The sequence below is a fragment of the Pseudoxanthomonas sp. SGNA-20 genome (genome assembly GCF_003931635.1).
Lineage (GTDB): Bacteria > Pseudomonadota > Gammaproteobacteria > Xanthomonadales > Xanthomonadaceae > Pseudoxanthomonas.
Genome location: NZ_RRYK01000007.1, coordinates 48,946 through 69,785, shown reverse-complemented (window position 1 = coordinate 69,785; position 20,840 = coordinate 48,946). Strand labels below are relative to the sequence as shown.

Sequence of the window (20,840 nt, the reverse complement as noted above, 5' to 3'; positions counted from 1 at the left end):
GGCACGCCGCCCGCGTCTACCACTGCGCCAGCCGGCCCCTTACAGGGCGGCCCAGCGCGCTTCCAGCTCGGCCAGGCGCAGGTCCGCGGCCGCGCCGGGCGAGGTGCGCGCGGCCAGGCTGCCTTCCGGCGTGCGCCCCTGCCCCGCGGTGTCGGCGCTGGCCGCGGCGGCCTTGTAGGCCTCGCGGAACGGCACGCCGGCGATCGCGGCCTCGACCGCCACGTCGGTGGCATACATGCCCGAGTCGATCGCCGCGCGCAGCTTGTCCCCGCGCCACTCCAGGTTGGCCAGCAGCGCCGGCAGCAGTTCCAGCGCGGCCAGGCCGCGGGCGAAGCCGTGCACGATCGCGCCCTTGGAGGACTGCAGGTCGCGCTGGTAGCCGGAGGGCAGCGACAGCAGCTGCTCGATCTCGGTGCGCGCGGCGGCCACGCTGGCGTGGGTGGCGCGCATCAGCTCGATCACGTCCGGGTTGCGCTTGTTGGGCATGATCGAGCTGCCGGTGGTGTACTGCGGCGGCAGCGCGACGAAGCCGAACTCGGCGGTGGTGTACAGCGACAGGTCCCAGGCCAGGCGGCGCAGGTCCAGGGTCGCGCTGCCGAGGGCCTCCAGCGCGGCCAGCTCGAACTTGCCGCGCGACAGCTGCGCGTACACCGGGCTGACCTGCATGCGCGCGAAGCCCAGCGCGGCGGTGGTGTGTTCGCGGTCCAGCCTGAGGTTGACGCCGTAGCCGGCAGCCGTGCCCAGCGGGTTGCAGTCCACCAGCTTCAGCGTGTCGGCGGCGCGGATGGCGTCGTCGATGAAGGCCTCGGCCCAGCCGGCCCACCACATGCCGGCCGAGGACACCACGGCGCGCTGGATGTGGGTGTAGCCCGGGATCGGCAGGTCCTTCTCGGCGACGGCGCGGTCCAACGCCACCCGCGCGACCTCGCGCGACAGCTGCGCCACCCGCGCCAGCTTCTCCTTCAGCCACAGCCGGGTGGCGACCAGGATCTGGTCGTTGCGGCTGCGGCCGGTGTGGATCTTGCGACCTGCATCGCCCAGGCGCTCGGTCAGGCGCGACTCGATCGCCGAGTGGCAGTCCTCGTAGCGCTCGTCGAGCACGAAGGCGCCGCTGCGGAAGTCCTCGGCCAGGATCGCCAGTTCGCGCTTGAGCCCTTCCAGCTCTTCGGCCGAGAGGATGCCGATGCGCTGCAGTCCCTCGGCGTGCGCGGTGCTGGCGGCGATGTCGTGCAGGAAGAACTCGCGGTCCAGGACCACGTCGTCGCCGGCGAGGAAACGCTGGATCTGCGCGTCCACCGCCACGCCGGGCTTCTGCCACAGCAGCTCAGCCATGGGCACTCTCCTTGAAGGCCGGGATCGACGCCAGCTCGGGCAGTCCCAGCGCGATGTTGATGTTCTGCATGGCCTGGGTGGCCGCGCCCTTGAGCAGGTTGTCGAGGGTGGCCACCACCACCAGGCGCTTGCCGCCCGGGGCCACGGTGAAGCCGCCGATCTCCACGCCGTGGCGGCCGGCGATGCGGCTCACCCACGGCGCATGCTCCAGCACCTGCACCAGCGGCTCGCCGGCGTAGCGCTGCTCGTAGCGCGCGCGCACCCAGTCGGCCTTGAGCGGCTCGGCCAGCCACATGTTCACGGTCATGGTGATGCCGCGGAAGTGCGGGGCCACGTGCGGCATGAACTCCACCGGGACCCGCAGCTGCGCGGAGACCTCGCGCTCGTGGATGTGGTCGGCCAGCGCGTACGGCATCAGGTTGTCGCGCAGCAGCTCGGGGTTGTTGCGGTCCGAGGGCGTGGTGCCGGCGCCGGAGTAGCCGGACACGCCGAAGCACTGCGGCGGGCCGGCCAGGTACTCGAGCATCGGCCAGATCGCCAGCTGCATCGCGGTGGCGTAGCAGCCGGGATTGCTGATCCGCTTCTGGCCCTGGTAGCCGCCGCGGGTGATCTCCGGCAGGCCGTAGTACCAGGCCGGGTCGAAGCGGTGGTCGGCCGACAGGTCGACCACCAGCGTGTCCGGGGCCTGGGCATCGATGCCGGCGACGATCTCGCCGGACTTGCCGTTGGGCAGCGCCAGCACCACCACGTCCGCGCCCTTGGCCGCGACCTGTTCGTGGGCCAGGTTCTCGAAGCGCAGTTCGCCCTGGTAGGCGTCGTTGTGGTCGGCCACGCGCTGGCCGTCCAGCTCGCGCGAGGACACGAACGCCAGCTCCAGCTGCGGGTGGGCCGCCACCAGGCGGATCAGCTCGGCGCCGGTATGCCCGCGGGCGCCGACGATGCCGATGGAATACTTCCTGCTCATGCGTGCGAATCCAGTCGGAACCGGAGGTGGCTGCGCACCCCCGGCCATTCGGTGTCGATGATGGAGAACACGACGGAATCGCGCAGCGTTCCGTCGGCGTGGCGCCAGGCCTGGGGGGATGGCGCGGCCATGTCAGCCGACCAGGGTGGGCTGGCGCGTGCCGCAGTGGGCCACGCAACGCTCGATCCGGTCGAAGCCACCGATGCCGTACCAGAACACTTTCCACTTCTCCTGCTTGATGCAGCCGTCGGACTCGGCGTAGTAGAAGATGTTGACCTGGTTGTTGTGGCGCGAGCGCCAGAACAGCTCCGGCGTTTCCTCGCGCATCACGTTCCACACCGCCCGGCCCAGGCCCTCGCCCTGGGCGTCGTCCAGCACCGCGAACTTGTCCAGGTAGGTGCCGGCCTCGGTGCGCACCAGGACCACCGCCGCGCGGTAGTTCTCGCTGACGTAGGCGCGCAGCAGGTCGGTGCGCTCGAAGTAGTCCGGCACCAGCTCGCGGCCGAAGCTGGACTCGATCAGCGCCTTCATCCGCGCCAGGTCCAGGTCGCGCCACGACTCCACCCGCAGCACGCGCTCGCCGCGGCGCACCAGGGTGCCGGAGCCCTTGTGGGTGAACAGCTCCTTGGCCAGGTCGGCCGGGCGGGTGATCGACACCGAGGACTCCAGCGGCAGGCTGTCCAGCAGGTCCTTGATCTGCTCGATCTTGACCTTCATGCCGCCGTGGATCCACGGCTGCTGGATCAGGTGCTCGTATTCGGTGGACAGGTTGATCGAGTCGATCACCTTGCCCTTCTCGTCGAGCAGGCCGCCGGTGCCGGTGAGGAAGATGATCTTGTACGGCTGCAGTTCGCGCACCAGCTCGTTGGCGGCGAAGTCGGCGTTGATGTTGAGGATCTGGCCGCTGGGGGTCTCGCCCAGGCTGGTGATCACCGGGATCGAGCCGGCGTTGAGGCTGGCCTCGATCGGCGCCAGGTTGACCTTCCTCACCTCGCCCACCAGGCCGTAGGTGGCCTGGTCGAGGTAGTCGGCCTCGAACACGCCGCCGGTGATCGAGGTGGCGCGCACGCCGTTGCGCTGCAGCGCCTCGACCAGCTTGAGGTTGGAGGCCTGGAACACGCGGCGCACGATCGCCAGCGCTTCCGGCGAGGTCACGCGCAGGCCGTTGACGGTCTGCTTCTCGATCCCCGCCGCCGCCAGCTCGGCGTCCAGCTGCGGGCCGGCGCCGTGCAGCACGATCGGGGTCAGGCCGACCTCCTGCAGGAACGCCAGCGAGGAAGTCAGGTCCTCCAGCTCGTCGCGCAGCACCGCGCCGCCGACCTTCACCACCGCGAAGCGCTTGGCGTCGACCTGGGAGAAGCGCTTGAGGTACTGGCTGATCTCCTTGGCGCTGGCCATGCTCGACAGCAGGCGGACGATGGTCTGGCGGGTCTGGATCTGGGTCGGGGTGGCGGGAACGTTCACGGTCGGATGTCGGAGGGAAGGAAGGGCCGGCCCGGGGCCGGCGCGGAAAGGGGTTCGCTCAGCGCGGGCCGTTGATGATGCGGTGGACCGACTCGGCGTAGCCGCGCAGCTGGTCCAGGGTCACGAACTCGTCGGCGGTGTGCGCCTGGGCGATGTCGCCGGGGCCGTACACCAGCGCGGTGTAGCCGCCGGCCGAGAACAGCGAGGCCTCGGTCCAGAAGTCCACGGCGTTGCCGATCGGCAGGCCCAGGGCGTCGGCCACGTCGCGCGCGGCCAGGCGGCGCTCCTCGGCGCGGGCGATGTCGCCGGAGGGCAGGCTCGGGCCGCGGAAGGTCTCCTCGAAGTGCGCCGCGGCCGGCTCGGCGAAGCCGGCGAAAGTGGCCAGCAGCTGGTCCACGTCCATCGACGGCAGCGGACGGAAGCCGAAGCGCAGCTCGGCTTCCGGCGCGATCATGTTGGCCTTGATCCCGCCCTCGATGCGGCCGATGTTGAAGCGCAGGCCGGTGAGGCCGCCGAAACGCGCGTGCGCCAGCGACTGCACGTGGTCCAGCGCGCGGTCGCCCCAGCGCACGGCCTGGTGCAATGCGCTGGCGGCCGCGTCCTGCTGGCCGGAGGCGTGTCCGGCGCGGCCCTTGAAGCGCACCAGCACCGACGAAATGCCACGGTGCGCCAGCACCGCCTGGCCCATGGTCGGCTCGGCCACCAGCACCGCCTCGTAGGGGATGCCGCGCCCGAGGAAGGCGGCGATGCAGCGCGGGTCGTTGGCTTCCTCGTCGGAGGAGAACAGGAACGCGGCGTCGCCGTCGCCGGCATTGGCCGCGGCCACCAGGGCGGCGGCGGCGCCCTTGATGTCGCACACGCCCAGGCCGAGCACGCGGTCGTCCAGGCGGCGCATGACGTGCGGGTCGGCGCTCCAGTGCGGCGAGTCCGGCACCGTGTCCAGGTGCACGTTGAACAGGTACTTCGGCCTGCCGCGCACCGCGTACAGGCTGACAGCGCCGGCGCCGTGGTCCACCACCTGCAGCACCTGGAAGCCGGGCAGGTTCGCGCGCAGGTAGTCGAAGATGCCGCCCTCGGCGGCAATCGCGCGCGGCGGGTTGCGGGTGTCGAAGGACACCAGCTTTTCCAGGTGCGCGAGGGTGGATTGGAGCAGGTCGGTCATGGGGTCCGGTGTGTCAGGCGGAAGCGGCCGCGGACTGGTAGATGTCCGGGCGGAGGAGTTCCATCAGGGTCTGCGGCCGCGCCAGCGCGGCGAAACCGAACTGCGCGTACAGGCCGTGCGCGTCGGAGGTGGCCAGCAGGAAGCGGCGCAGGCCCCGCAGCTGCGGATGCTCCATCACCGCGGCCACCAGCTGCTTGCCGTGGCCGCGCCCGCGGTGCCCGGGCAGCACGAACACGTCGGCCAGGTAGCCGAAGGTGGCGCCGTCGGTGACCACGCGGGCGAAGGCCACCTGGCCGGCGTCCCCGAGGTAGCCGCCGAAGCACAGCGAGCCGGCGATCGCCCGCTCCACCGTCTCCCGCGGGATGCCGCGGCTCCAGTACGCCTCCCGTGACAGGAAACGGTGGATCAGGTCGAGGTCCAGTTCGCTGCGGTCGTTGCTGATGCGCAGTCGGGTCATCGTCACAATCCCTTGCTGAACCCGATGAAGCCGTCCGCACGCGCCCAGCCTTCGCTGGCGTAAAGCGCCTGGGCGGTGGCGTTGCCGACCGTGGTCTGCAGCTCGAGCCGCACCGCCCCGTGCTTGCGCGCGTCCTCGGCGGCCCTGCGCAGCAGCGCCCGGCCCACGCCCCGCCCGCGCGCCTGCGGCGCGACGAACAGGTCGTTGGGGCGCGGTGCCGACCGAGGTGAACAGCGGATACAGCTGGGTGAAGCCCAGGGCGTTGCCTTGCGCGTCCACCGCCAGCAGCAGGTGCGAGTCGCCGCGCTCCAGGCGCTGGCGCAGGAACGCCGCCGCGCGCGTCGGGTCCGACGGCTGCCCGTAGAACACGCGGTAGCCGTCGAACAGCGCCGCCAGCGCCGGCAGGTCGTCCATGCCGGCGCTGCGTACCAGGATGCGGGCGGCCGCTTCGCTCACGTCAGCGGTTGACCTCGGCCCACAGGGTGCTGCTCATGCCGAACAGCTTGATGAAGCCCTCGGCCTCCTCCACGCCCCAGTCGGCCGACTGGGCGTAGGTGGCGCCCTTGGCGTTGAGGATGTGCGGCGAGCGCACGGCCACCGCGTCGACGCGGCCGCCGCGGGTCTCCAGCACCACCTCGCCGTTGACCTTGGCCTGCGAGGACTTGAGGAAGGCCTCCAGGTCGGTCTTCAGCGGGTCGTGGTAGAAGCCCTCGTACACCAGCTCGATCCACTTGCGCGCCACTTCCGGCTTGAAGCGGTTCTGGTGCTTGGACAGCACCGCCTCCTCCAGCGCGCGGTGCGCGGCCAGCAGCGCGGTCAGGCCCGGGGCCTCGAACACGATGCGGCCCTTCAGGCCGATCACGGTGTCGCCGGTGTACATGCCGCGGCCGACGCCGTACTGGGCGAACATGGTGTTCAGCCGGGCCAGGATCTTCGCGCCCTCCAGCGGCTTGCCGTCCAGCTCCACCGCCTCGCCCTCGACGAACTTCAGGGTCACCCGCAGCGGCTCGGCCGGCCACGCGCTGCGCGGCGCGCACCAGGCGCGGGCGCCCTCGCCCGGGGCTTCCCACTTGTCGATCTCGCCGCCGGACATGGTCACGCCCAGCAGGTTCTCGTTGATGGTGTAGCTCTTCTGCTTGGCGCGCACCTCGAAGCCGTGCTCCTCCAGGTACTTCTGCTCGTAGGCGCGGGTCTGAGTGTGTTCCTTCTGGATCTCGCGGATCGGGGCGACGATGCGGTAGTCGCCCTGGGCCTTGACCGCCAGGTCGAAGCGGACCTGGTCGTTGCCCATGCCGGTGCAGCCGTGGGCGATGGCGTTGGTGCCCAGCTCGGCGGCGCGCCTGAGCGCGGCGTCGACGATCAGGTAGCGGTCGGAGACCAGCAGCGGGTACTGGCCCTGGTAGCCCTCGCCCGCCCACACGAACGGCTTGACGAAGCCGTTCCAGATCGCGGCCCCGCCGTCGACGGTGACATGGCTGGCCACGCCCAGCTCCGCGGCGCGCTGCTCGATGTAGGCGCGCTCCTCGGCATCCACGCCGCCGGTGTCGGCGAACACGGTGTGCACGTTCCAGCCCTGCTCCTTCAGGTAGGGCACGCAGAAGCTGGTATCCAGGCCGCCGGAGAAGGCCAGGACGATGTCGCGGCTGGCTGCCGCGGGATTCGGGATTCGGGATTCGGGATTGGTGGAAGCAGCTTGTGACATGGGGGCGTCTCTCTCAGAAATCAGTAGTAGGCAATGGAGGGGGGATCCGGTCCCGCTCTTTCGAATCACGAATCCCCAATCCCGAATCACCGGCCGCGCACCAGCGCGGCCATCACCGCCTTCTGCACGTGCAGGCGGTTCTCGGCCTCTTCGATGGCGATGCAGTTGGGCGAGTCCATGACCGCGTCGGTGGCCTTGACGTTGCGGCGCAGCGGCAGGCAGTGGCTGAACACGCCGTTGTTGGTCAGGGCCATCTTGGCCTCGTCGACGATGAAGTGCTTGTACTGGTCGCGGATCGGCTTTTCCGGCTCCCAGTTGCCGAAGTACGGCAGCGCGCCCCAGCTCTTGGCATAGACCACGTCGGCGCCGCGGTAGGCGTCCTCGATGTCGTGGCTGATGCGGAAGGAGCCGCCGCTCTCGGCCACGTTCTGGTTGGCCCAGCCGATGTAGCGCTCGTCGAGGATGTACTCCGGGGTCGGGCACAGCAGGGTCACGTCCATGCCCAGGCGGGTGGCGATGGTCAGGGCGGAGTTGGCCACCGCGGTGTTCAGCGGCTTGGGGTGGTAGGTCCAGGTCAGGACGTACTTCTTGCCGCGCAGGTCGGTGGTGCCGAAGTGCTCCTGCAGGGCGAGGGCGTGGGCCAGCTCCTGGCACGGGTGGGTGATCGTCTCCATGTTGATCACCGGCACCGTCGAGTACTTCGCGAAGGCCTTGAGCACGCGGTCCTCGCGGTCGTAGCTCCAGTCCTTGAACTTGGGGAAGGCGCGCACGCCGATCAGGTCCACGTAGCGAGCCAGCACGCGCGCCACCTCGGCGATGTGCTCCTCGGTGTCGCCGTCCATCACCGTGCCCAGGTCGAACTCGATCGGCCACGCGTCCTTGCCCGGCTGCAGCACGATGGCGTGGCCGCCGAGCTGGAAGGCGCCCAGCTCGAAGCTGGTGCGGGTGCGCATGGACGGGTTGAAGAACACCAGCGCGATCGAGCGTCCCTTGAGCTCGCTGCCCAGCTTGTTGCGCTTGAACGCGGCGGCTTCGGCGAGCAGCGCATCCAGGTCCGGGCGGCTCCAGTCCTGGGTGTTGAGGAAGTGCTTGAGAGACATCGATCGATCCCTTGCGGTGGTGGCCGGCGGGCCGGCGTGGGGTGATGCTTTAGCTGGAAAAAGTCCTTTGCGCATGAAACCGTTGCCGTGCCAGAAACGAAAAAACCCAGCCTGGGGCTGGGTTCTCGAACGGACAGCACGACACTCCGGTCACCCAGCGGAAAAGTGGGATTCCGGTCGGCGCGCACGCGAGGTCATCCCGGAGGCCATCCGGGCGGCGCTCGCAGCGTGCGGCTGAAGGTCGGTATTCATGGGCCGGCGATGGTCGCACGCACCTGCGGCGCGTGCAAGTCCGCAGGGCGCCTCAGGGGGAATGCGCGGGCTCGCCCACCCAGGGGGTCACCGAGACCCGGATCCGCAGCCGGTTGCCGGGGTCCTCAGCCAGGCGCGAGCGGTACTTGGTGCCCTTGTAGACGTAGTCCACGTCGTAGGCGATCGGCCGCTGGAACTGGCGCTCGACCTGGACCAGGCGGCAGTTGGCGCCGCCGCGGGGCGTGGCCGAGACCGGGGCCGGGTCCGGCTTGGCGCGCGGCGTCTCCTCGCGGAACATGCCCTTGACCGACTCCACCATCCGCTCCAGCACCCCCGGGGATTCAGCGCCGGCCTTGCTCGCCCGCGAACGCACCTCCACCACCGGGACGTCGTCGCAGCGCTCCTCGGTGCGGGTGGCGCGCAGGGTCTGGTAGACCGGCTCCACCCGCAGCACCTGGGCGTAATCGAAGCGGACGTTCTCGGCGGGAACGACCCGGACCGGTGCTTCGGGCTGTTCGCCCTTGCGGCTGTCCGGCTCCTGGGCCCCCGCAGCCAGCCCGAACGAGCAGGCCAGGCACAGCACGGGGATTTGCAACGACAGTCGCATTGGTACCAGTGGGGGGCGAACGGAGGCTCCAGTGTAGGGATCGCGCCTTGAACGCCGCTGAACCGCCGCGCCCCCGCGGCGGCCGCGGGCCGGCCACCCGGTCCGCAGGCTAGAATGCGCGGCTCGTCCCCGGTATCCCGTGCCGATGTCCCTGCGCCTGTACAACAGCCTGACGCGCCAGGTCGAAGCCTTCCAGCCGCTCGACCCCGCCTGCCCCACCATGTACGTGTGCGGGCCCACGGTCTACAACTACGTGCACATCGGCAACGCCCGCGGCCCGGTGGTGTTCGGCGTGCTGGCCGCGCTGCTGCGCCGGCGGCATGGCGCCCTGAAGTACGCGCGCAACATCACCGACGTGGACGACAAGATCAATGCCGCCGCGGCCGAACAGGGCGTGCCGATCTCGGCGATCACCGAGCGCTTCGCCGCCGCCTACCGCGAGGACATGGCCGCGCTGGGCGTGGCCGGCGACTTCGCCCCGGACATCGAGCCCACCGCCACCGGCCACATCGCGCACATGATCGCGATGATCCAGGGCCTGATCGAGGCCGGCCATGCCTACGCCGCCGAGGGCCACGTGCTGTTCTCGGTGGCCAGCTTCGCCGACTACGGCCGCCTCTCGCGCCGCGACACCGAGGAGATGCTGGCCGGCGCCCGGGTCGAGGTGGCCCCGTACAAGCGCGACCCGGGCGACTTCGTGCTGTGGAAGCCCTCCAGCGACGACCTGCCCGGCTGGGATTCGCCCTGGGGCCGCGGCCGCCCGGGCTGGCACATCGAGTGCTCGGCCATGGCCGAGGCCCACCTGGGCACGACCATCGACATCCACGCCGGCGGCATCGACCTGCAGTTCCCGCACCACGAGAACGAGATCGCGCAGAGCCAGTGCGCCCACGGCGGCGCGCCGTTCGCCCGCTTCTGGCTGCACAACGGCATGCTCAACTTCGGCGGCGCCAAGATGAGCAAGTCGCTGGGCAACATCGAGAAGGTCCACGACCTGGTGCGCGCGCACCCGCCGGAGGCACTGCGCTACGCGCTGATGTCGGCCCACTACCGGCAGCCGCTGGAGTGGTCCGACGCCCTGGTCGAGCAGTCGGTGCGCACCCTGGACCGGCTGTACGGCACCCTGCGCGACCTGGCCGGCGTGGACGCACAGCCGGCGATCCCCGCCGCGGTCGAGGCGGCGCTGGACGACGACATCAACACCCCGCTGGCGCTGGCCGAGCTGGCCCGCATCGCCGGCGAGGCGCGCAAGGCGACCGACGCCGGCGAGCGTGCGCGGCTGAAGTCCGAGCTGCTGGGCGCCGGCCTGGCCCTGGGCCTGCTGCAGCAGGCGCCGGAAGCCTGGTTCAACCGCGGCGCCTCCGGCGAGGACGACGCCCGGATCCAGGCCCTGGTGGACGAGCGCAGCGCGGCCAAGAAGGCGCACGACTTCGCCCGCGCCGACGCCATCCGCGACCAGCTGGCGGCCGAAGGCATCCTGCTGGAGGACACGCCCCAGGGGCCGCGCTGGAAGCGGGCCTGACCCGCTTCCTGGTGCCCGGGCAGGACTGCCCCGGGCTGGCGGCCGGAATCCCCCGGCCGCGCCAGGGACGGCCCGCCACAACCACAGAGAAACCCGTGACCACTTCCCCCTTCCCGCTCGAACCCACCGCCGCCGAGGCGCAGACCGCCATCCGCGACGAGTTCGCGTTCTTCGCCGACTGGGCCGAGCGCTACCAGTACCTGATCGACCTGGGCCGCAAGCTGCCGCCGTTCCCGGAGGAATGGAAGACCGAGGAACACCGCCTGCACGGCTGCCAGTCGATGGTCTGGATCGTGCCGCAGGGCAACCGCGAACGACTCGAGTTCCATGCGATCAGCGACTCGGCCATCGTCTCCGGCCTGATCTACCTGGCCCTGCGGGTTTACTCCGGCCGTCCGGCGGAGGAAATCCTGGCCACCGAGCCGGACTACATCGCCGACATCGGGCTGGCCAGGCACCTCTCGCCGACCCGCAGCAACGGCCTGGCCTCGCTGCTGGCCTTCATCCGCGACACCGCGCGCGCCCAGGCCTGAGGTGGAAGCGGCTCCGGAAAGCCTGCTCCGTTCGCCGCTGCGCGAAGGCAGCTTCCGGATCCTGCTCGGCTACCGCCTGTTCGCGATCCTGTCCTACCAGATCGTCGCGGTCACCGTCGGCTGGCACGTCTACGAGCTGACCCGCGACACCTTCGCCCTGGGCCTGGTCGGCCTGGCCGAGGTGCTGCCGTACATCGGCATGGCCCTGTTCGCCGGCTACCTGGTCGACCACCTGCCCAAGCGCCGGCTGGGTGCGCTGGCCACCGCCGGGCTGTGCGCCACGGCCGTGCTGCTGATGCTGGTCGCCGCCGGCCGCATCGCGCCGGGCGCCACCTGGCCGATCTACGCGGCCATCGTGCTGACCGGCCTGGTCCGCGCCTTCCTCACCCCGGTGTACACCGCGCTGTTCGCGCGGGTGCTGCCGCGCGCCCAGTTCGCGCGCGGCGCCAGCATCGGCAGCGTGGTGTTCCAGGGCGGACTGGTGTGCGGCCCGGCGCTGGGCGGCGTGCTGGTCGGGCTGGCCGGCAAGACGGTGGCCTACGGCGTGGCCGCAGTGCTGGCAATGGCCGCCGGCGCGGTGCTGCTGGCGCTGCGGGTGGACGAGCCGCCGGCGGAAGGGCCGCGCGCGCCGGTGTTCGCCAGCATCGGCGAGGGCCTGCGCTTCGTGTTCGGCAACCAGGTGATGCTCGGCGCGCAGGCGCTGGACCTGTTCGCGGTGCTGTTCGGCGGGGCGATCTCGCTGGCGCCGGCCTTCATCCGCGAGATCCTGCACTACGGCCCGGAAGGCCTGGGCATCCTGCGCGCGGCCCCGGCCCTGGGCGCGGTGGCGGTGGGCCTGGTGCTGGCGCGGCACGTGCCCGGGCGCAACGCCGGGCGCCTGTTGCTGTGGGCGGTAGCCGGGTTCGGGCTTTGCATCATCGGCTTCGGCCTGTCGCGGCACTTCTGGCTGTCGGCGTTCTTCCTGCTGCTGTCCGGCGCCTGCGATGGCGTGTCGGTGGTGCTGCGCTCGACCATCATGCAGCTGGTCACCCCCGACGGCATGCGCGGGCGGGTGGCCTCGATCAACGGCATCTTCATCGGCTCGTCCAACGAGCTGGGCGCGTTCTACGCCGGCTCCATGGCGCGCCTGCTGGGCCTGGTCCCGGCGGTGGTACTGGGCGGCTGCGTCACCCTGGGCGTGGTCGCCACCACCGCGGTAAAGGCGCCGCGGCTGCGGCGGCTGGATCTGCGCAAGCTCTGACCTACCCGCACCCCGCATGGCCCGACAGGACCGACGGCCTTGCCGGGCCGCCGTCAGGTGACGCGCGGCGGTGGCGGAGACGACCGCTGTGGGGTGCCGCGGACTCCGGACGGAGCCGCACCGCACCGGGGCATGGCATCGCGCGACTCCGCGTCCGGCTCCAGGGCGGAGGTGAGGGTCGTGGTGCCAGCGGCGTTGGAGAAGCGCCGGCCCGCGTCCCCGGACGCGGGCGTCCGGCGGCATGGGCGCAGTGGCGCGCGCACATGCCGGCCCACCCCGTCGGCGAGGACTGGAAAAACAAAGCCCGCCGTGAGGCGGGCCTTGTCGCCATGCTTGCGGGAGCGGGCTTACTCGCCCTGCTGCTTCTGCAGGTGCTCCCAGCGCTCCTGGGCATCGATGGTGCGCTCGGCGGTCAGGCGCGCCTCCAGGCGCTCCAGGCCGATTTCCTCGCCGGTGTCGACGCAGTAGCCGTAGTCGCCGGCCTCCAGGCGCTTGAGCGTGCTGTCGATCTTGCCGATCAGCTTGCGGTAGCGGTCGCGGGTGCGCAGCTCCAGCGAGTTCTCGGTCTCGCGGGTGGCACGTTCGGCTTCGTCGCCGATGTCGCGCACTTCGTCCTTGAGGTTCTCGATGGTCTGCTTGGACTCCTCGACCAGGTCGGCGCGCCACTGCAGCAGCCGCTGCCGGAAGTACTCCAGCTGCAGCGGGTTCATGTACTCCTCGTCGGGCGAGGGCTTGTAGCCTTCCGGAAGGATGGGACGTCCGGTGGCTTCGTCGATCTTGTATTCCACGACCTTCCTGCGGGTGGGGGCCGGGCTCACATTCTCGGGCTTTTTGGACACCACGGCGACGGCGACCTTGCCCGGGGTACCCGGGGGAGTCGGGACCGGCTTGGCCGGAGCGTTGGAACTGGGGGATTTCGGTGCGGGCACTGGCTTGTCTTGCGGAGTTGCGGCGACCGGCGCCTGGTGGACCTTGCGGGTTTCCGGCTGGGCGGTCGCGGTAACGGGTGCGGTCGTCCTGGCGGACTTGGCGGCGGGGGTTTTGGTCTTGCTGGCCGGCTTGGGAGCAGCCGGGGTGGCGACCTTGCGGGGGGCCTGCTTGGCAGCCTTGGCCGGGGTCGCCTGCCGGGCGGTGGTCTTCGCCGCCGCGGCCTTGGTGGTGGGCTTGCTGGTCCGGGTTGCCGCCGCCTTCTTCGCGGGCGCGGCCTTGCTGGCAGCCACCTTCTTCGCCGGAGCCTTCTTCGCCGGCGCCGCGGCCTTCTTCACCGCAGCCACCTTGGCGGGCTTCTTCGCCGCCGGCTTGGCGGCCTTGGTCGCCTTGGCCACCGCCACCGCCTTCTTGGCGGGCTTGGCGACCTTGCCGGCCGCCACCTTCTTGGCGGCAGGCTTGGCGGTCTTCCCTGTCGCCTTGGCAACGGGGGAAGGCTTCTTGGCCGGCTTGGCGGCCTTCTTCACGGGTTTCTTGGCAGCCACGTACGAAGGTTCCTCCGAAGTTTTCCCCGCCTCAGCGGGAAAGCGCGCCTTTATAGCCCACCCCATCCCGGGCGGCAACCTCACGGGGTGGCGGGTATCATGCGGCGGTGATCACACGCCTGCTCATCATGATGCTGCGCTTTTACAAGCGCTTCATCAGTCCCATGCTGGGGCCGCGTTGCCGGTTCGTGCCCAGCTGTTCTGAATACGCGATGCAGGCGATCGAGCGGCATGGCCCGCTGCGCGGCAGCTGGCTGGCCGCCCGCCGCATCGGCCGTTGCCACCCCCTCCATCCGGGCGGCTACGACCCCGTCCCTGACCGCCCGCACGATTCCTGCCAAGGACACCACTGATGCCCTCCATCCTCATCACCAATGCCCGCCTGGTCAACGAAGGCCGCCAGACCGAGGGCGACCTGCGCATCGAGGACGGCCGCATCGCGGCCATCGGCAGCGGCCTGCAGGCGCGCGCCGGCGAGCAGGTGGTGGACGCGGCCGGCCGCTGGCTGCTGCCGGGCATGATCGACGACCAGGTCCACTTCCGCGAGCCGGGCCTGACCCACAAGGGCGACATCGCCAGCGAGTCGGCCGCGGCCGTGGCCGGCGGCCTGACCAGCTTCATGGACATGCCCAACACCAACCCGCCGACCCTGGACGCGGCGGCGCTGGAAGCCAAGTACGCCGCGGCCGCCGGCCGCGCCTGGGGCAACCACGGCTTCTACCTGGGCGCCAGCAACGACAACCTCGAGGCGGTGCGCTCGCTGGACCCGAAGGCCGCGTCGGGCATCAAGGTGTTCATGGGCGCCTCCACCGGCAACATGCTGGTGGACGACCCGGAGACCCTGGACGGGATCTTCCGCGAGGCCCCGACCCCGATCATCACCCACTGCGAGGACACCCCGACCATCGACCGCACGATGGCCGAGTTCAAGGAAAAGTACGGCGCCGACGGCCTGACCGCCGCCATGCACCCGGACATCCGTTCGCGCGAGGCCTGCATCAAGTCCACCCGCCTGGCCATGGAGCTGGCGCGCCGGCACGGCACCCGCCTGCACGTGCTGCACATCTCCACCGCCGACGAGCTGGCCCTGTTCGAGCGCGGCCCGCTGCTGGGCGCCGACGGCAAGGTGCGCAAGAAGATCACCGCCGAAACCTGCATCCACTTCCTGCGCTTCGACCGCGCCGACTACGCGCGGCTGGGCAACTTCATCAAGTGCAATCCGGCGATCAAGGACGCCTCCGACCGCCAGGCCCTGGTCCAGGCCCTGGTGGACGACGTGATCGACGTGCTGGCCACCGACCACGCCCCGCACACCCTGGAGGAGAAGCAGAAGCCCTACCTGCAGGCGCCTTCCGGCCTGCCGCTGGTGCAGTACGCGCTGCTGGCGGCGATCGAGCTGGTGCACGAGGGCAGGCTGGACATCACCCGGGTAGTGGAGAAGGCCAGCCATGCCCCGGCGCGGCTGTTCGACGTCGCCGAGCGCGGCTTCCTGCGCGAGGGCTACTGGGCCGACCTGGTGCTGGTCGAGGACAGCCCGCTGTCCGTGCGCCGCGAGGACGTGCTGTCCAAGTGCGGCTGGTCGCCGTTCGAGGGCACCACCTTCCGCTCGCGCATCGCCTCGACCTGGGTCAACGGCCAGCTGGCGTGGAACGGCCGCGAGCTGGTCGGCGCCCCCGCCGGCCGCCGCCTGGAGTTCGAGCGCTGATGCGGCCGGTCCTGCGTGCCGCACGGCGGGCGCTGCTGGCCGCGCTGCTCCTGCTTGCCCTGCCCGCCCCCGCCCGGGACGACACCCGGGTGGTGTTCCCGGCCAGCGTGCCGCAGGGCGCGATGGTGATCGGCAAGGTGCCGCCGGGCAGCCGGGTCGAGTACGCCGGACGGGTCCTGCGCACCACCGGCTACGGCACCGTGGTGTTTGGCATCGGCCGCGACGAGGCCGGGCAGGTCGAGGTCGCGGTGGTGCGCCCGGATGGCGTGCGCAGCGTCGAGCGGATCGCGGTCAGCCCGCGTGACTGGCCGGTGCAGCGGGTGGACGGAGTGCCACCGAAGACGGTCGAGCCGCCGCCGGAGATCGCCGCGCGCATCGCCCGCGAGCAGGCCCAGGTCACCGCCGCGCGCCAGCGCGACGACGACCGCGCCGACTTCGCCCAGCGTTTCATCTGGCCGGTACAGGGCCGCATCAGCGGCCGCTTCGGCCACCAGCGCGTGTACAACGGCAAGCCCGGCTCGCCGCATTCGGGGATGGACATCGCCGCCCCCAACGGCACCCCGGTCAAGGCCCCGGCCGCCGGCGTGGTGACCTTCGCCGCCCCGGACCTGTACCTGACCGGCGGCACCGTGCTGCTGGACCACGGCTTTGGCATCAGCTCCAACTTCCTGCACCTGTCGCGGATCGACGTGAAGGTCGGCGACCGGGTCGAACAGGGCCAGGTGATCGGCGCGGTCGGCGCCACCGGGCGGGCGACGGGGCCGCATCTGCATTGGGGGATGAACTGGTTCGACGTGCGCATCGACCCCCTGCTTGTCCTGGAGCGGCCGTAACGCGGGTGGTTCACCCGCGTCGCGCGCGGCGGCGCGTTCGTCGGCATCGAAGCATCAGGCGCGCCGCGGCGCGACGTGCATCCGTGCCCGGGCGGATGCGCCAATCCGACTGACGGGGGCGACATGGCGGCGGATTCGACGTACGTTTCGCCTCCAAGACCATCGCTGGTGTCCGCGCCTTGGACCTGTTCCGCCGCCGTTTCGCCATGTGGTTCGCGTTTTCTGCCGCAATCGGCACCGGCAGCTGCGCGGCCTCCTCCCCGGCCACCGCCCCCACTCCGTCCGCCCCCGCAGGCGGTGCTCCACTTCCTGCGCATCGCCACCCGATACCGCCCCGTTCGTCCCCCGGCGAGCTGGTACCCAATACCGGGATGCGGGTGCCCCGTACAGCCACGGCCGGCGAGACCTTCACCGTCAGCGTCCCGGTCGGCGCGGTAGTCGAAGCCTTTGGCGAGCATGTGGAAGCCCAGGCCGGAGGGGAAATCAGTCTCCAGGCCCCGGAAGCACCGGGCGTCCATGTCATCCGTGTCAGGCAATCCGGTCGCGCAAGCACGGTGCTGTTCCGGATCACGATCACGCCGCGCTGAGCAGCCCTGATCCAGGCTCGCGTACCACCGGCGCGTCGCAGGAGCCCGTCTTCACACACGCATGCCTACGCGATGTGCGCCCGCCCCCGCGGCGATACCCCCGTGGCACTGCCGAACGATGGACCGCCAGTGTCGCCAGGCTGGATACCACGGCCGGCCAGGGCCGCGGCTCCGACACCATGGCCCCATCCTGCCCTCCGTGGGCTGCCACTCATACTTCATTCCCATTCCGGCGTCAGGGATACAAGTCCATTTTTTGTGATCAATTTCACAAAGAACAGATCCGTGTCATTGACTGAACCGGACCTGAAGCTAATTTCGCCTCGTGGCCGGTCACTGGCCAGGCGACTTCCACAGAGGCCTTAATGGACACGACGTTCTCCTCCCGCGGGCGCAGGGCCCGTGGACACTCGGCGCTGGCCCTTGCCATCGCCACTGGCCTCGCCTCCCTTGCCTCGGTTCCCGCCACTGCTGCCGGACCGGATACGCTGCAGCAGCAGGCCGCCAAGGCCGCGATCGCCAGCGCTTTCCGTGCCTCGAACCCGGCCGTGGCCGTGGCGCCCGCCCAGGCCCCGCTGCCGGGCGACGCCTTCAGCCGCCGCTGGACCGCGGTTGCGCCCTCCAACCCGTCCGACCCCGATGGCTGGGTCGACGATGAATTCGAGGCCGACTGGGGCTTGGCCGCCATCAACGCGCAGTACGCCTATGCGCGCGGCCTCAGCGGCGCCGGCGTGCGCCTGGGCCTGGTCGACTCCGGCACCGCGTTCCATCACTCCGAATTCGCCGGCAAGGACCATCGCGCCCTGGTGATGGCCGACCTGCTGGGCGACGGCACCCGTTGCGCGGAGGCCGTGGTGTGGAACAGCGCCGGCGCGTGCTTCTACTCGGAAGGCGACACGCCGGCGATCACGGGCACGTACTACGCCCCGGACCTGGCCCCCTACCTCAATCCGGGGTACGAGCATCTTGCGGGCAACACCCTGTTCGAGTTCGATACCCACGGCACGCACGTGGCCGGCACCATCGCCGCCAATCGTGACGGCAGCGGCATGCACGGCGTCGCCTTCGGCGCCGACCTCAGCGCCGCCCGCCTGTTCGGCGATACGCTGACCCAGCTCACCTATGCCTGCATCTTCGGCACCGATGAATGCTTCGAAGGCGGCACCTCGCCCAGCGCCAGCGCGATCGCCTACGCCTACGACCAGGCCATCGCCCAGGGCGTGCGCGCCATGAACAACAGCTGGGGCTACACCTACCATGTCTACACCCCGGGGGACGCCCTGCTTTACACCGAGCTGCTCATGCAGAGCGAGGAAGGCGAGTTCCTCCAGGCCATCGCGGATGCCTCGCTCCGTTCGGGCATGATCCAGGTGTTCTCAGCGGGCAACACCAGCTACACCGTCGCCGTCCCCGGCGTGGCCAGCCCGCACGCGACCGCGCCGGCCACCCTTCCGGCGATCCTCCCGGAGATCGAGCAGTACTGGGTCAGCGTGGTCAACCTCAATGACCAGCTCCAGCTGAGCAACCGCTCGATGAAGTGCGGCATCACCGCCGAGTGGTGCATCGCGGCCCCGGGCAGCGACATCTACTCGACCGTGCTGTCCGAGGGCGTGGACCCGAACAACAACGCCGACTCCCTGCCCGGCGACTGGGTGGTCGACTCCGACGGCAACCTGCGCTTCGAACTCGAGGACCGTACCGGCTACGAGGCGTACCAGTACAGTTCCGGCACCTCCATGGCCGCCCCGCACGTGACCGGCGCCCTGGGCCTGCTGCTGGAGCGCTTCCCGTACCTCACCGCCGCCCAGGTACGCGACGTCATGCTGACCACCGCCACCGACCTGGGCGCGCCTGGCGTGGACGAGGTCTATGGTTGGGGCCTGCTGGACCTGCGCAAGGCGATCGAAGGCTACGGCCAGCTGCGCGTGGACACCGAGGTGGTGATGAACGCCGCCGCCGGTGGCATCAAGACCTGGGAAGGCGGCGCATGGGATGACTGGACCAACGACATCGGCGGCCCGGGCCGGCTGACCAAGTCCGGCGCCGGCTGGCTGCGCCTGTCCGGTGACAACAGCTTCGGCGGCGCCACCGTCACCTCGGGCATCCTCGAGTTCGACGGCGACAACCACCTCACCTCCAACGTGCGCGTCGAAGGCGGCACCCTGCTGCTCAACGGCAGCCTCAACGACAGCCCGCTGGACGTGGCCGGCGGCGAGGCCGTGGTGAACGGCACCATTTCCGGCGCCGCCGCGAACGTGCGGGTCGGAGCCGGCATGCTGCGAATCAACGGCAGCGGCAGGCTCGACGGCAGCCCGCTCGAGGTGGTCGGCGGCATGGCCGTGGTGAACGGCACCGTCTCCGGCGCCCCCACCTACGTCGGGCCCAACGGCACCCTGGGCGGCAGCGGCACCCTCGGCGACACCCGCGTGGCCGGCACCATCGCCCCGGGCAACTCGATCGGCACCCTGACCATCGACGGCAACTACGTGCACGAAGCCGGTGCGCGCTTCGTGGCCGAACTGCTGCCGCCGGACCAGGCCGACCTGCTGCGCGTCACCGGCACCGCCACCCTCAACGGCGGCACCCTGGTGCTCAGCTCCGAGGCGGGCCAGCCCTTCGTGCTCGGCCAGCAGTACCAGCTGCTGACCGCCGATGGCGGCATCGTCGGCAACTTCGCCTCGGTCGACAACTCGAACCTGTCGCCGTTCCTGTCGGTCTCGCTGCTGCAGGGCGCGGGCACCTTTGGCGTGGACGTGATCCGCGGCGCGGCCTTGGCCACCGCCGCCGGCACCCCGAACCAGTCGGCCATCGCCGCCTCGCTCGACGTGCTGCCGGACAGCAGCAGCCTGCTGCGTGCCACCACCCAGCTGTCGGCCGCCGAGGCCCGTGGCGCGTTCGACGGCCTCTCCGGCGAAATCCACGCCAGCGCCCAGCAGGTCCTGCTGGAAGGCAGCCGCCTGGTCCGCGATGCGGCCCTGGGCCGGGCCGGCGGCAACGCGTTCGACGTGGAAGCCGGACGGGATACCGGCGCCTGGGTGGAGATCCAGCACCAGGGCGGCGAGATCGCCGCCGACGGCAACGCGGCGCGGGCCAGGTACAGCGGCAACGCCGTGCTGGTGGGCATCGACCACGCCTTTGACGCCGGCTGGCGCATCGGCGTGTTCGGCGGCACCGGCGACACCGACTTCAACGTGCGTGGCCGCGGCTCGCGCGGCGAGGCCAGCAGCACCCACGTCGGCGTCTATGCCGGCACCTCGTGGGGCAGCTTCGGCCTGTCGCTGGGCCATGCCCGCAGCCAGAACGAAGTCGAGATCAACCGCACGGTCGCCTTCCGGGGCTACTCCGACGCCCTGGCCAGCCGCTACGACGCCGACAGCAGCCAGACGTTCGTCGATGTCGGCTACCGCTTCGCCAGGGGCCGGCTGGAACTGGAGCCGTACGTCCAGTACGCCCATGTCGAAGTCGACACCGACGGCTTCAGCGAGCGTGGCGGCGCGGCGGCCCTGGCCGGCCGTGGCGCCGAGGCCCGTGCGGACCTGTCCACCGTCGGCCTGCGCCTGGCCACCCACCTGGCCGGCAGCGAGCAGTCCGATGCCTGGCTGAGCCTGCGCGCGAACCTGGGCTACCGCCATGCCAGCGGCGACCAGGTCCGGCACGCCCGGCTGGGCCTGGTCGACGGTGGCGAGGCGTTCGACGTGGCCAGCCCGGCCATCCGCGACGAGGCCCTGCTGCTCCAGATCGGCGCGGCCGCGCGCCTCTCGGCCAACAGCCAGCTGGACCTGGGCCTGAGCCATGTCGATGCCGACGTGGCCAACGACACCGGCATCAACGCCCGGTTTACGGTCAACTTCTGACCCGCTGGACGAAAAAGGGCGCGGCCTCGGCCGCGCCCTTTTTCTTTGCGTGCG

At 70.8% G+C, this 20,840-nt stretch carries 17 protein-coding genes and 2 pseudogenes; 8 read left to right on the top strand and 11 right to left on the bottom strand.

The genetic code is table 11. The features are described 5' to 3' along the window. Positions 1–39: 39 nt before the first annotated feature. From argH to EIM48_RS12245, 10 genes and pseudogenes are all read right to left on the bottom strand, one after another. The gene (argH, locus tag EIM48_RS12290) at positions 40–1,332 is read right to left on the bottom strand and encodes an argininosuccinate lyase (RefSeq protein ID WP_125076871.1); all 1,293 of its coding nucleotides are present in this window, start codon (positions 1,330–1,332) and stop codon (positions 40–42) included. Further along, complete coding sequence (argC, locus tag EIM48_RS12285) at positions 1,325–2,296, bottom strand: N-acetyl-gamma-glutamyl-phosphate reductase (RefSeq protein WP_019398670.1); 972 nt, start codon at positions 2,294–2,296, stop codon at positions 1,325–1,327. The genes argH and argC overlap by 8 nt, the downstream gene beginning before the upstream one ends. After that, a pseudogene (locus EIM48_RS15605) lies at positions 2,293–2,400 on the bottom strand (GNAT family N-acetyltransferase); the annotation flags it as partial. The gene argC and the pseudogene EIM48_RS15605, both read right to left, overlap by 4 nt. Positions 2,401–2,428: 28 nt before the next feature. Continuing rightward, positions 2,429–3,760 (bottom strand): acetylglutamate kinase, encoded by a 1,332-nt coding sequence (locus EIM48_RS12275; protein WP_125076873.1) that lies wholly within the window; start codon positions 3,758–3,760, stop codon positions 2,429–2,431. A 58-nt stretch (positions 3,761–3,818) separates the two neighbouring features. Next, on the bottom strand, positions 3,819–4,922 hold the full coding sequence (locus EIM48_RS12270) for an acetylornithine deacetylase (protein WP_125111787.1): 1,104 nt from the start codon (positions 4,920–4,922) through the stop codon (positions 3,819–3,821). Between the two features lie 13 nt (positions 4,923–4,935). Beyond that, entirely contained in the window at positions 4,936–5,388 is a 453-nt protein-coding gene (locus EIM48_RS12265; RefSeq protein ID WP_199728427.1) for a GNAT family N-acetyltransferase, read from the bottom strand. Continuing rightward, positions 5,382–5,835: pseudogene (locus EIM48_RS12260) on the bottom strand (GNAT family N-acetyltransferase). The gene EIM48_RS12265 and the pseudogene EIM48_RS12260 overlap by 7 nt, the downstream one beginning before the upstream one ends. Position 5,836: 1 nt before the next feature. Next, on the bottom strand, positions 5,837–7,081 hold the full coding sequence (locus tag EIM48_RS12255; RefSeq protein WP_125111785.1) for an argininosuccinate synthase: 1,245 nt from the start codon (positions 7,079–7,081) through the stop codon (positions 5,837–5,839). An 86-nt stretch (positions 7,082–7,167) separates the two neighbouring features. Further along, the gene (locus EIM48_RS12250; protein ID WP_019398677.1) at positions 7,168–8,181 is read right to left on the bottom strand and encodes an N-acetylornithine carbamoyltransferase; all 1,014 of its coding nucleotides are present in this window, start codon (positions 8,179–8,181) and stop codon (positions 7,168–7,170) included. Between the two features lie 304 nt (positions 8,182–8,485). Next, entirely contained in the window at positions 8,486–9,040 is a 555-nt protein-coding gene (locus tag EIM48_RS12245; protein ID WP_026010527.1) for a hypothetical protein, read from the bottom strand. A 139-nt stretch (positions 9,041–9,179) separates the two neighbouring features. Here EIM48_RS12245 and cysS point away from each other — a divergent pair, with 139 nt between their 5' ends. The 3 genes from cysS (at position 9,180) to EIM48_RS12230 (ending at position 12,335) form a co-directional block, all read left to right on the top strand. After that, positions 9,180–10,562 carry a cysteine--tRNA ligase gene (cysS, locus tag EIM48_RS12240; protein WP_199728425.1) on the top strand — a complete coding sequence of 461 codons (1,383 nt, stop codon included), beginning with the start codon at positions 9,180–9,182 and terminating at the stop codon, positions 10,560–10,562. Between the two features lie 95 nt (positions 10,563–10,657). After that, a complete protein-coding gene (locus EIM48_RS12235) occupies positions 10,658–11,095 on the top strand; it encodes a SufE family protein (protein ID WP_125111783.1) in 438 nt (145 codons plus the stop codon). A gap of 1 nt (position 11,096) precedes the next feature. Continuing rightward, positions 11,097–12,335 carry an MFS transporter gene (locus EIM48_RS12230; RefSeq protein ID WP_125111782.1) on the top strand — a complete coding sequence of 413 codons (1,239 nt, stop codon included), beginning with the start codon at positions 11,097–11,099 and terminating at the stop codon, positions 12,333–12,335. A gap of 347 nt (positions 12,336–12,682) precedes the next feature. Here the strand turns inward: EIM48_RS12230 and dksA are convergent, their stop codons facing one another. Continuing rightward, complete coding sequence (dksA, locus tag EIM48_RS12225; RefSeq protein ID WP_125111781.1) at positions 12,683–13,807, bottom strand: RNA polymerase-binding protein DksA; 1,125 nt, start codon at positions 13,805–13,807, stop codon at positions 12,683–12,685. Positions 13,808–13,914: 107 nt separating this feature from the next. On the opposite strand from dksA, the gene yidD reads away from it, so the two are divergent. The 5 genes from yidD (at position 13,915) to EIM48_RS12200 (ending at position 20,786) form a co-directional block, all read left to right on the top strand. Then, positions 13,915–14,160: a membrane protein insertion efficiency factor YidD gene (gene yidD, locus EIM48_RS12220; protein ID WP_026010529.1), complete on the top strand. Its 246-nt coding sequence runs from the start codon at positions 13,915–13,917 to the stop codon at positions 14,158–14,160. Further along, positions 14,160–15,512, top strand: coding sequence for a dihydroorotase (locus tag EIM48_RS12215; protein ID WP_125111780.1), 1,353 nt, complete (start codon positions 14,160–14,162; stop codon positions 15,510–15,512). Before yidD ends, EIM48_RS12215 begins: the two co-directional genes overlap by 1 nt. Then, the gene (locus EIM48_RS12210; RefSeq protein ID WP_125111779.1) at positions 15,512–16,345 is read left to right on the top strand and encodes a M23 family metallopeptidase; all 834 of its coding nucleotides are present in this window, start codon (positions 15,512–15,514) and stop codon (positions 16,343–16,345) included. Before EIM48_RS12215 ends, EIM48_RS12210 begins: the two co-directional genes overlap by 1 nt. A 179-nt stretch (positions 16,346–16,524) precedes the next feature. Continuing rightward, positions 16,525–16,932 carry a hypothetical protein gene (locus EIM48_RS12205; RefSeq protein WP_125111778.1) on the top strand — a complete coding sequence of 136 codons (408 nt, stop codon included), beginning with the start codon at positions 16,525–16,527 and terminating at the stop codon, positions 16,930–16,932. 365 nt (positions 16,933–17,297) lie between these two features. Continuing rightward, positions 17,298–20,786, top strand: coding sequence for an autotransporter domain-containing protein (locus EIM48_RS12200; protein ID WP_125111777.1), 3,489 nt, complete (start codon positions 17,298–17,300; stop codon positions 20,784–20,786). The last annotated feature ends 54 nt before the right edge of the window (positions 20,787–20,840 follow it).